The 11,828-nt window shown below is 35.0% G+C and carries 11 protein-coding genes and 1 tRNA gene; 7 read left to right on the top strand and 5 right to left on the bottom strand.

All coding sequences use genetic code 11. From position 1 onward, the window contains the following. Positions 1-12: 12 nt before the first annotated feature. The 3 genes from CSC80_RS06345 to CSC80_RS06335 all read left to right on the top strand — a co-directional run bounded on the left by CSC80_RS06345 (position 13) and on the right by CSC80_RS06335 (position 1,545). A complete protein-coding gene (locus CSC80_RS06345; RefSeq protein ID WP_058105114.1) occupies positions 13-960 on the top strand; it encodes a type IX secretion system membrane protein PorP/SprF in 948 nt (315 codons plus the stop codon). A gap of 44 nt (positions 961-1,004) precedes the next feature. Further along, positions 1,005-1,376 (top strand): dihydroneopterin aldolase, encoded by a 372-nt coding sequence (folB, locus tag CSC80_RS06340; RefSeq protein WP_099190521.1) that lies wholly within the window; start codon positions 1,005-1,007, stop codon positions 1,374-1,376. A 98-nt stretch (positions 1,377-1,474) separates the two neighbouring features. Then, a tRNA-Cys gene (locus CSC80_RS06335) sits at positions 1,475-1,545 on the top strand. Positions 1,546-1,614: 69 nt separating this feature from the next. On the opposite strand, the gene CSC80_RS06330 is transcribed toward CSC80_RS06335, so the two are convergent. Then, complete coding sequence (locus CSC80_RS06330; protein ID WP_099190519.1) at positions 1,615-2,013, bottom strand: DoxX family membrane protein; 399 nt, start codon at positions 2,011-2,013, stop codon at positions 1,615-1,617. Positions 2,014-2,019: 6 nt separating this feature from the next. Then, positions 2,020-3,180 (bottom strand): DNA polymerase III subunit, encoded by a 1,161-nt coding sequence (locus CSC80_RS06325; protein ID WP_071340800.1) that lies wholly within the window; start codon positions 3,178-3,180, stop codon positions 2,020-2,022. A gap of 124 nt (positions 3,181-3,304) precedes the next feature. On the opposite strand from CSC80_RS06325, the gene CSC80_RS06320 reads away from it, so the two are divergent. The 3 genes from CSC80_RS06320 (at position 3,305) to CSC80_RS06310 (ending at position 7,262) form a co-directional block, all read left to right on the top strand. After that, positions 3,305-4,495: a phosphoglycerate kinase gene (locus tag CSC80_RS06320; protein ID WP_091607953.1), complete on the top strand. Its 1,191-nt coding sequence runs from the start codon at positions 3,305-3,307 to the stop codon at positions 4,493-4,495. Between the two features lie 117 nt (positions 4,496-4,612). Continuing rightward, positions 4,613-6,244, top strand: a complete 1,632-nt coding sequence (locus CSC80_RS06315) for a LysM peptidoglycan-binding domain-containing protein (RefSeq protein ID WP_236973333.1) — start codon at positions 4,613-4,615, stop codon at positions 6,242-6,244. A gap of 13 nt (positions 6,245-6,257) precedes the next feature. Further along, complete coding sequence (locus CSC80_RS06310; RefSeq protein ID WP_058104569.1) at positions 6,258-7,262, top strand: DUF4837 family protein; 1,005 nt, start codon at positions 6,258-6,260, stop codon at positions 7,260-7,262. A gap of 100 nt (positions 7,263-7,362) precedes the next feature. Here the strand turns inward: CSC80_RS06310 and CSC80_RS19435 are convergent, their stop codons facing one another. The 3 genes from CSC80_RS19435 to CSC80_RS06300 all read right to left on the bottom strand — a co-directional run bounded on the left by CSC80_RS19435 (position 7,363) and on the right by CSC80_RS06300 (position 10,756). Continuing rightward, positions 7,363-7,539, bottom strand: coding sequence for a DUF6747 family protein (locus CSC80_RS19435; RefSeq protein ID WP_164674209.1), 177 nt, complete (start codon positions 7,537-7,539; stop codon positions 7,363-7,365). A 279-nt stretch (positions 7,540-7,818) separates the two neighbouring features. Then, complete coding sequence (locus CSC80_RS06305; protein WP_236973332.1) at positions 7,819-10,254, bottom strand: OmpA family protein; 2,436 nt, start codon at positions 10,252-10,254, stop codon at positions 7,819-7,821. 316 nt (positions 10,255-10,570) lie between these two features. Next, complete coding sequence (locus CSC80_RS06300; protein ID WP_058104567.1) at positions 10,571-10,756, bottom strand: twin-arginine translocase TatA/TatE family subunit; 186 nt, start codon at positions 10,754-10,756, stop codon at positions 10,571-10,573. A 195-nt stretch (positions 10,757-10,951) separates the two neighbouring features. On the opposite strand from CSC80_RS06300, the gene CSC80_RS06295 reads away from it, so the two are divergent. Beyond that, on the top strand, positions 10,952-11,824 hold the full coding sequence (locus CSC80_RS06295) for a M23 family metallopeptidase (protein WP_058104566.1): 873 nt from the start codon (positions 10,952-10,954) through the stop codon (positions 11,822-11,824). Positions 11,825-11,828 lie beyond the last annotated feature (4 nt).

The following is an 11,828-nucleotide window of genomic DNA, read 5'->3' as shown; positions in this document are numbered from 1 at the left end:
CTAAAAATGATGATGCGGAACAGTCTATTGACACTGGTATTATTTATAAGCGTGCTCACCGCAAGAGGGCAAGAGCTTACTATACCTCAATTATCTCAATATCTTGCCGATAACCCCTTTGTAATGTCCCCAACTTACGCAGGTATCGGTGACCATGTTAAAATAAGATTGAATGGTCTTACCCAATGGGTAGGTATTAAAGATGCGCCAGATACCCAATCTCTTGCAGCAGATATGCGAATAGGAGAAAAATCGGGTATTGGTATGGTCTTGTATAATGACAGTAATGGTGAAACCAAACAACAGGGTGCAAGATTATCATTTGCACACCATTTGACTTTAGATCGTTATGATGATGAGTTTTTATCTTTTGGGTTGTCTTACAACTACAATCAATTTAGAATAGACAATTCTAATCCAGATTTAATTGCGGACCCGGCGTATGTTGGAGATAAGGCAACCACCAACCATAACTTTGACATTGGTGTATTGTACAGGTACGATAAGTTTTATTTCAGTGCCAACGCATCAAACATTTTAGATAAGGATCTAAGTAATTTTAATGAACTATATGAGCCTAATAGATTAAGAAACTACTATATCTATACCGGATATAGATATATGAAGAAAAGAACTAGTAAAGTAGAAGTAGAGCCTTCTGTATTGTTTCAGTTATTTGAGAGTGATGGTAGATCGGTTACGGATCTAAACTTAAAGTTCAGGTTTTATGATTTTGAAGATTACTTCTATGCTGGGGTGAACTATCGTTTCTTGAACGATCAAATAGGAAACCCACTTTACATAGCTCCTATTGCAGGTTTAAAGAAGAGTAATTTTTACTTCGGATATTCTTATCAGGTAATTTTAAACGAACTTCTTGGCTATAGTTCAGGTACACACGTAATCACCTTAGGGGTAGATTTATTTCAAGGGATCAGTAATTGTCGTTGTACATACTAAAGCTACAGGGAGATTCATTAAATTTGTACTCCAGAATATAAGTAATGGGTAAAGTACAATTAGAGAATATAAAAGCATATGCCCATCATGGGTGCTTGCCACAAGAAACCAATATTGGCAGTGATTATTTGGTCAACGTTTCCGTAGATACGAATTTATTAAAAGCTTCGGTCTCAGATGAATTAAAGGACACGGTAGACTATGTTCATATCAACAGAATTGTAAAGCAAGAAATGGCAATACCATCAAAATTGTTGGAGCATGTTGCCAAAAGAATCATTGATAGAATTTTTATTGAATTGCCTACCGTAGACACTGCAATGGTTTCTGTTTCCAAAATCAATCCGCCCATTAACGGAGATGTAGAAAAGGTAACCGTATCATTGAATTTGCAACGTGGTCAATTGGTAAACTAGAATCATCCACCTTAAATATTATAATTTACTACAATTTCTTGGTTGTGAATGCAGCTTAGATTGGTATAAATTGTTTATTTTTGCTCTCGCTAAAAAAGGGCATCGTGGCCGAGTGGCTAGGCAGAGCTCTGCAAAAGCTTGTACAGCGGTTCGAATCCGCTCGATGCCTCAAAAAAACCCTCCAAGTTGGAGGGTTTTACTTTTTAATAAAAGAACCTTTTTTATAGGCTATACTTCCTTAAGATTGTAGCAAAAACACCAATAATATTGTAGGTATAAAATAAACGGCAATAGTTTTAGCTCCTTCGTAATCCTTGGCCACACGTTGCCCAAATAGCAACATTAAAAGTGTTATACCTGATAATACTGCGCCATACATTGCAAAAGTGGTATTACCAGAACTCAAAATTTGGTAAATGCCAATAACGCATAAAAGTCCTGCAATAACTTCTGTTACCAAAATTATCCCAACCAGCAGTGGAACACTATTTTTAAACGGGGTTTTAGAAAAATGCTCTTTAAGCCATGAGACATTTCCGTTCCAATCGGTAATTTTATCAAAACCACTTTGTAAAAAGGTAATGATTAAAAATAATAGTAATAAAACTTCTGTAGCGTTGTTCATTAATATCTCCATTTAGGTTTATTTAAGTTCGGTCTTTTTTTTGTGAAGTAACCGTGTAAGCTTAATAGATAGATCGGTAAATATAATTTTTGAGTTACCGTTACGCTCCACATGGTAAATGGCATCTTCCAATTCTTTGGTAATGTCAAGAATATTATTCTCGTGAACAAAGGGAGCAAATTTTTTCAATTGAAACCCTTCTGCATGTATTCTTAAATAAGCTAGTTCTTCTGCACCATAGTTGATCATTAGGGCTTGCCGCATAACAGTAATGCAATAACTTAAAAAGTTTTTCTGTGTTTCCCTACCTGTTTTCGCTACTTCTTCACTCCACAATAAAAGATCATGAATTGCGGCTTTATTACCTTTTGCCTTAAACGCAGTTCTAACCCATTGTACAAACCAATTTTCAAAAACCAGATCTTCAGAATCTTTATTTAAAAGATCTAGGGCCTTGTTGAAATTTCCATTCGCCTCATGTGCCAAAAGCATAGCTTCTGGTTTATTGGCTCCCTTTTCAACTAGTGCCGTAGCAATGGCATCTTCTGCTAAAGGAGGAAAATGTACTACTTGACATCTAGATTTAATGGTCTGTATGATCTGTTCCTCATCTTCGCAAAGTAACAAGAAAATAGTTTTTTCTGGTGGCTCTTCAATAAGTTTCAATAATTTGTTGGATGCGGCGGTGTTCATCTTTTCTGCCATCCAAATGATCATGACTTTGTAGCCTCCTTCGTATGATTTTAAAGAAAGCTTTTTAACAATATCCTGAGCTTCGTCTACACCTATTTGCCCTTGTTTTTTTTCAATTTCTATATGTCTGTACCAATCGAATAAATTACCATAAGGTTGCTCCATGATAAATTCACGCCACTCTTTCATATAGTGGTTGCTCACTGCATGTGATTTTACTTTGTTAGAATTGGAGACCGGAAAAGCAAAATGTACATCTGGGTGGGCAAATGATTTAAATTTTAGATTACACGCTTCATTACCACCATTGTTTTCGCCATTGGAGTTTTGACATATTATATATTGGGCGTAAGCCAAAGCCATAGGCAACAGTCCGCAGCCTTCTGGACCCACAAATAGTTGCGCATGGGGTATTCTACCAGCATCTGCACTTGAAGACAGATGATTTTTGATATGGGAAAGCCCTAAAATTTCTTTGAATAACATAGATTCAAATATAGTTGTTTATAGCACAACAAATTTAAGGGTATTGAGTGTAAATTATCCTTATTAGCACTTTATCACAAACCTTTTAATCTTTACATTTGTTAACTAACAAAAGGATATATAGATGAAAGTATTAAATGACTTTAATTTTGAAGATAAAAAGGCGTTAATAAGGGTAGATTTCAATGTGCCACTTAACGAAAACTTTGAAGTAACCGATACCAATAGAATTGAGGCTGCAAAACCTACAATTATAAAAGTATTGGAAGATGGTGGTAGTGCCGTTCTTATGAGCCATTTAGGTAGACCAAAAGGAGAACGCAATCCAGATTTATCATTGAGCCATATTGTAGATGCAGTATCTGAAATTATTGGTGTTGCCGTTAAATTTGTTAGTGACTGTGTTGGTGATGAAGCTGAAAAAGCCGTTGCGGAATTAAAGAACGGAGAAGTACTTTTATTAGAAAACTTAAGATACTATAACGAAGAGGAAAAAGGTGATGAAGGTTTTGCTGAAAAACTTTCCAAACTTGGTGATATTTATGTCAATGATGCTTTTGGTACTGCGCACCGTGCTCATGCATCAACTACAATTGTTGCTAAATTTTTCCCAGAAGCTAAATGTTTTGGCTATTTATTGGCAAAGGAAATAGATGCTATTGAGAAAGTTATGGCTACTGGTGAAAAACCTGTATTAGCTATTCTTGGTGGTGCAAAAGTATCTTCTAAGATTACGATTATAGAAAACATTTTAGATAAAGTGGATGATTTAATTATCGGTGGGGGTATGACTTATACCTTCATTAAGGCTCAAGGCGGTAAAGTTGGAGATTCTATTTGCGAGGACGATAAAATGGATCTTGCAATGGAAATTCTTGAAAAAGCAAAACAGAAAAATGTAAACGTCCATATTCCTGTAGATGTGCTTGCTGCCGATGATTTTGATGCAAATGCAAACACCCAAATAGTGGATGTAGACAAAATTCCTGATGGTTGGCAAGGTTTAGATGCCGGACCTAAAACCTTAGAGATATTTAAAAACGTCATTTTAAATTCTAAAACCATTCTTTGGAACGGACCGATTGGTGTGTTTGAAATGGAGAAATTTGCAGGTGGTACCATTGCAGTTGGTAATTATATTGCTGAAGCTACAAAAGCGGGAACATTCTCGTTAGTAGGTGGTGGAGATTCAGTTGCTGCCGTTAAACAATTTGGCTTTGAGGACAAAGTTAGCTATGTATCAACAGGCGGAGGGGCAATGTTAGAAAGTTTAGAAGGTAAAACCTTGCCAGGGATCGCTGCAATATTAGCGTAGTCAGGGCGTTATCGACAAACGGTATATAACGAAAATTTGTGCATTTTAAGAGAATATATTTTATTCTCAGTAAAAAATGTACGATTTTCGTTTGTTCCGTTAAGATATTTTTGCCCCATGATGAATAAAATAACCTATAATTGTTTTTGTTTTGGATTGGCACTGTTTCCTATTATAGGTGCTGCCCAACAAAAAGATACCGGCACTACGGTACAAGACTCTTTACAAAGTAATTTAATTGTAGCTCAAGATTCTACAGATAGTGTAGTACCATTAGAGCAACTGAAAATAGTTAAAAGCTCCAATACAGAGTCTTTGGCATTGTTTAAGCCAACGGAATCATCCACCTATAACCTTCAAGACAATGTACTTGCTGCAAAGTTTGATAGTCTTTGGATGAAAGAGCTTGTAGATGCCGCACCACTTTTCAACGAAATGTACCAAGAGGTTCTAACGGAACCAGATACAACAGCGACTTTTGTTTTGGACCTACCTACCGATACTTTAAGGATGCGGTTGGCTAGAATGAACGAAAGAACACCGTTCAACATTGAATATAACTCATCATTGGAAAGCGTAATAAAATCTTTTCTTACCAGAAAAAGAGATTTAATGGAACGCATGCTTACCATTAGCCAATTTTACTTTCCTTTATTTGAACAGGAATTTGACAATAAGAATATTCCATTGGAGATGAAGTATTTGTCAATCGTAGAATCTGCATTGAACCCCAAAGCACGTTCTAGGGTAGGGGCAACGGGATTGTGGCAGTTTATGTACGGTACTGGTAAAGAAATGAAGCTTAATATCAATAGTTATGTTGATGAGCGTAGCGATCCTATTAAGTCTACCGCAGCTGCCGCCAATTATCTTAATAGATTGCATAGAATTTATGATGATTGGGATTTGGCTTTAGCAGCGTATAACTCTGGTCCAGGAAACGTAAACAAAGCTATTCGTAGAAGTGGCGGACAACGAAATTATTGGAATATTCGAAGAAATCTACCACGTGAAACGGCGGGGTATGTTCCTGCTTTTCAAGCTACCATGTATATATTTGAATATGCCGAGGAACATGGTTTAAGATCTAAAAAAGTGGATCGTGCCTATTTTGAAACAGATACTGTTCATGTTAAAAGCCTAATAACATTTGATCAAATTTCTGAATTGGCAGCTATTGACAAGGAGGAATTAAAAATACTTAACCCGCATTACAAATTAGATGTTATTCCTTTTGTAGAAGGAAAACCTAACGCATTGAGGTTGCCCGTACGAGAAATGGGAAAGTTTGTTGCTAATGAAGAAGCAATTTATGCCCATGTAAAAAATGAACTTAAAGAGAAAGAGAGCATTGTTGCTGAGATTCAAAAACAAGCAGAACAGAACAGTATTCGATATAGAGTAAGAGATGGCGATTTTCTTGGTAAAATAGCAGAACGTTATGGTGTACGTGTAAGTCAACTAAAGCAATGGAACGGTTTGCGAAGTAATAATTTACGCATAGGCCAAAGATTGACTATTTACCCGCGAAAAAAGCCTACTTCATCTGTTAAACCTAGGGAAACCCCTACTAGAACTGCGGTTGCCAACAATTCAAAAATTCATGAAGTAAGAAGTGGAGACTCATTATGGACCATTTCTAGAAAATATCCTGGGGTTACTATTGAAAATTTGCGAAAATGGAACGGTATTAGTGGTAACAATTTAAAACCTGGCACAAAATTAAAACTGTGCGACTGTTCATCGTAAATTAAAACACCAAATGAAAAAAAGAATATTACTTTGTTTTTTAGCAACTTTAGGATTATCAATAGCTTGTAAAGAAGAAGGCAAGGCAGATTATTTACCAGAATCTGTAGGTGCCATGAATACGCTTACGGTTGTAATTGATAATGATTTGTGGAATAGTAACGTAGGCGATGCCATACGAGAAAATTATACGGCAGCGGCACAGGGCTTAACATGGGACGAGGCGCTTTTTAGCGTAACCCAAATTCCCCAACAGATATTTAGTGGCGCAATACGTAATACGAGTTCTGTATTATATGTTATGGAAGACACTCTGAACATTGCCCACATGAAATCTAACATGTATGCCAAACCGCAAAAGGTAGGTGTTATTAAGGGGCATAATAAAGAAGAGCTTATTGAGAATATCAATAAAACGGCAAAAGAATTTATAGCGGAATATAAAGCTTTGGAAATTGGTAAGGCTCAAAAACGTTTTGAGAAATCATTGAATAAGGAAAAGGCTCTTGAAGATAAGTTTAATATTTCAATGAAAATTCCTTCCATTTATAGAGTAGGTAGAGAAGAGGATAATTTTGTATGGATCGATCGCCAAATTCAAAAAGGGAACATGAATATTATTGCGTATACCATGCCTTGGGACAGCTTTAAGAACGATTCTACTTTTGTTCAAGACATTGTTAAGATGAGAGATTCAATAGGCGGTCTTTATATTGGCGGGGAAGATGTACCTGGTAAAAAGAACCACATGATAACGGAGAAGGCTTTTTCCCCATATGTCTTTCCTGCTGAGGTTTCTGGTAAAAAGGCAGCAGAGGTAAGGGGAATCTGGGAAATGTCTGCATACCCTATGGCAGGACCATTTTTGACCTATATTATAAATGATAAGGAGAACAACCGTAAGTTGGTCTTGGAAGGCTTTGTTTTTGCACCGGCTACTAAGAAAAGAGATTATATGTTCGAGTTAGAGGCGATATTGAAATCGGTTCAATTCAATGTAGGAGATCAAAAGAACTAATTTCCATTTCATTATGATATAATAAAAAAGGCTCAGGAAACTCCTGAGCCTTTTTTATGTGAATTAAGTTCAACTATTCAGAACCTAAAATTATACGGTCTTATAGATTACTAAATGTAAAACCGGTAGATACTCTGTATATCAATGCGTACATGGCAAAAGCAATCAACACAAAACATAACCAAGAGAATACTTTGAAGTAATGCTCTAAGATATAGCTTTTCCAATTTCTAAAAGCTTCAATGTATATTTCCTTCACTAGAGTAATTTTTTCCATAATCAATATATTAGTTGTTGCTGGGTGTAAAGTTCACCATAATAGAAAGTTATATGGAATAGTTTAGGTGAAAGGATAATTATTACTACCAACTGTACCCTTTTAAAACCAAAATCTATTAACGGTTATTAGATCAGATGAACGACCGGTGTCATTATTTTATTGGATCGATAGCATGTATATTAAATGGGTTAAAGTGGTTTTTAGAGAGATTAGAAAAGAGTTTAAAAACAAAAAACCCGCTATTTAGCGGGTTTTATTATTCTAGTTACAGTTGTATTACATATTCACTATAATGAATTCTGATCTACGGTTTAGGTAGTGTTCCTCCTCTGTACAACGAACAGAACCATCACATTCATTGATTAAGCGTTCTTCTCCATAACCAATAGCACTTTCTATACGTTTTGGATCAATACCTTGAGATATAATGTAGTCTCTTGTAGATTTTGCACGTTTATCTGATAGGTATTTGTTGTATACGGCATCACCCCTGGAATCTGTATGAGATTCAATTTTAATGACCATGTTTGGTGAATCGTTCATAACGGCTACTAATTTATCAAGTTCTAGAGCAGCATCTTTACGAATGAATGATTTATCAAAGTTAAAGTGGATCATCTCTGTTTTGAGTTTCTTAATACCCTCTTCAACAGCAATCATATCGTTCAGTTTTCTCATGGAAACATCTACATTAACAATTTCATTTTCTTTAGTAGCGGCTTCTCTGGTGTCATCAAAATAAGAACCCTTTGTTGTTCTTAATACATACCTAGTATCGGCATCCAAGTCTTCAAAAATGAAGTTACCATTCTCGTCGGTCTCCATTTCTTTTAGTTTAATATTGTTTTCATCAAGTAGTTCAACCAATGCGTTAGGCATTAAATCTCCAGTAATCAACTCAGTAACAATACCTGAGATAGCGTTAATACTGGTTGGTATTTCCTCAATCTGTAAGGTTTTAAATGAGTAGATATCATCATCTCCCTTACCGCCACTACGATTAGAAGCAAAGTATCCTTTTTGTGTTTCTTCATCAACAATAAATGAAAAGTCATCTTTTTTACTGTTGACCGGTTTTCCAACGTTTCGTACTTCCAAGAAACCAACTTCATCATCAAAAGCTACTTCAAATACATCTAGTCCGCCTAATCCTACATGACCATCTGATGAAAAATACAATTTCTTGTCATTAATAAAAGGAAACATTTCTTTATGCTCGGTATTTATTTCTGGACCTAAATTTCTAGGCGAAGAAAAGCTGCCGTCTTCTAATACGTCTACTACGAAAATGTCAGTTTCCCCTATGCTACCAGGCATATCCGATACAAAGTATAATTGTTTTCCATCTGGACTCAATGCTGGGTGACCAGTAGAGTACTCATCACTATTAAATGAAACCTCTTCTGCCTCTAACCATTCGCCATTTACCTTTCTAGATCTATATATCTTTAAATGATTAATGCCGTTTTTATCTCGTTTTAGTTTTTTACCGTAATTGTTTCTGGTAAAATACATAGTCTCATTATCCGGTGAAAAGGCAACTGAGGCTTCGTGATATTTAGTATTTATTTTTTTTGAAAATTTAAGAGCATTCTTAAAGTCTTGGGTTTCATCATTTACCTTAGCTACAAATAAATCTAAATACGGCTGATTGTTCCATTTATACCTTCTGGTATTAAAAATAGATGAATCTTTTGCTGAGGCATATACCATTTGATCACCACCATAATACATTGGTGAAAATTCTGAATACTTTGAGTTTATACTAAGGTTATTTATATCAAATTTCTCTTCCATTCTAAGAAGTCCGTCCAACACAATTTCATTATGCTTGGTTTGCTGCTCCACTTCCTCACCGGCAAGTTTTCTATTGTATAACTTTAAAAGTCTTTTAGATCTTTTGTAGTTACCAATACCTTTTAGAGAATGAGCATACTTAAATAAATAATCTAAGCCCATGTCAGATTCATATTTGGTATAAAGTATATTGTACCACTTATATGCATTCTCCATGTCAGTATTAAAGTAATGCGCATCTCCTGCTTTTTTTAATACGTCATAAGAATATGATTTTTCTCCTTTTGATAATGCCTGTTCGTATAACTTAGCTGCTTCAGCATACCACATTTTATCAAAATATTCATCGGCTCTTTTAACAAGTTTGGTTTTAGATTCAGTATTTACCGTTGTAGTTTCTTTAAGCATATCATAAGTAACATCTTCAACAGGTACAGTTTCTGTATTGAGCAAAGACTCCGTTTCTCCGTCTAGTATCTTAAGTACCCAAACTTGATCTTCATATCTGCCGCCAAATTTTGAAGAGCAGTCGTTTAAAGCGTCGCGCCAAGAGTCATAATGATTTAGATAAACGTAGTAAAGTTGATTTTCAGGATTTTGAAAGTAACCGGCATTAAACCCCTTCTTGTTCAGCTTTCTTACTTGAGACTTTAAATTTTTACTTTTTGAGAAGGTACCAGAGATAACGTAGTAGCCATTTTCGGTGTTCTCAACTTTATTAAAAGCTCTGTATGGAACCGGTATTGCTTCTGCAGCTTTTTGAAATTCTTTCTTATCTTCTTCTTCAAAATCTGATACCATTCTTGTACCATATTCCTTTTCTTGAGATAAATCTGCTTCTATATTATCTCCAAAATTCTGGGCTTGGGCAAATAGAACAAATACTAGAAAAAATAAATTTAAAACACTTCTCATAAATATAAATCTAAGCTGAATGAATAATTCAACAGGGGGTTAAGTATAGTTCAAACGGTTAGCCATTGGTTTTTAGTACCGTTTGTTTAACGAAATTAGATTTATAGGGGTATTCTGAATACTAATTGTTGTGAAAGAGGTATTTTTTGTCGTGTATGTAGATTATTCAGTAGCTACCTACGTTGTAAGGGCGCTGTTAAACCTTGATCAATAAACCTTTGTACAAACTAATTGAAGGTGTAGATTGAATATTAAAAATACAAAAAGCCCTGTTTAACAGGGCTTTATAATGATTGACAAGAAGTTTATTTTGTAATTACTCCTTATTCTTTTCTCCTAATTGTTCATCCTCTTTAGAGGCATCTTTAAATTCTTTGATTCCACTACCTAAACCTCTCATAAGTTCAGGAATCTTTTTTCCTCCGAATAATAGCAGAATTACGACTACCACTAATATTATTTGTGGAGCGCCTATGGCCAAAAATGTAGATAAGAATGTCATAAGACTATAATTTAAATATGGATTTCAAAGATACTAAAAACTACTGTAGAAATCTTCAGTATATCCAAATACGTTTAATGGTTTGTATATTTTAACTATAATTTGGGTATATACGAACAAAAAGCTATCGTTATTGCCGTTATATTTCTTAAGTGAATAGGTTTAAAATTAAATTCTAAGTTTATCTTTGTTAAGATGGCCAAAAAGAAAGTCAAAAAAAGAAAGGAGATAAAACGTAAATTACTGCATAAGTACCGTTTGGTAATACTAAACGAAAGTACTTTTGAAGAAAAGATTTCTTTTAAATTAAGTAGGCTCAATGTATTTGTTACGGGATCTCTATTTATGATCGGTCTAATAGGGCTTACCACCTTATTGATAGCCTTTACACCGTTAAGAGAATATATACCAGGGTATTCATCTACCAGGCTGAAAAAGGAAGCCACTGAACTGACCTATAAAACGGATTCACTCATTAGAACCTTAAATTATACCAATAAGTATTTAGATAATATACGTATGGTTTTAAAGGGAGATATAGAGAATACCGTAGTTAATAGAGATTCATTATTTCAACAATATAAACTAGATCCAGCATCAGTAGATTTAAGTCCGATCAAGGAAGATTCCTTATTACGTGCCGAAGTTGCATTAGAAGATAAATACAACTTGTTTGAGCGTACTATAGATAAAAAAAATTTGGTTTTGTTTACTCCGGTCACCGGATCAATATCTATGGGGTTTAACCCCAATGAAAAGCATTATGCAGTAGATGTTACTGCAGTTACCGATAGTCCGGTAAAAGCTGTAGCAAATGGAACCGTAATATTTTCAGAGTGGACCGCCGATACTGGTTATGTTATTATTATAGAACATGAAGGAGGACTGTTAAGTGTGTATAAGCATAATGGTTCTTTATCAAAATATCAAGGTAATATCGTAAGAGGGGGAGAGGTAATTGCCGCTGTTGGTAATACGGGAGAACTTACTACCGGACCACACTTACATTTTGAAATTTGGGACAATGGTACACCAATTGATCCAACCAATTATATTGACTTTAATTAAAACA

The organism is Maribacter sp. 6B07 (assembly GCF_002700155.1).
Taxonomy (GTDB): domain Bacteria; phylum Bacteroidota; class Bacteroidia; order Flavobacteriales; family Flavobacteriaceae; genus Maribacter; species Maribacter dokdonensis.
The sequence above is the reverse complement of the archived record's forward strand: the minus strand, read 5'-3'. Positions and strand labels throughout refer to the sequence as shown.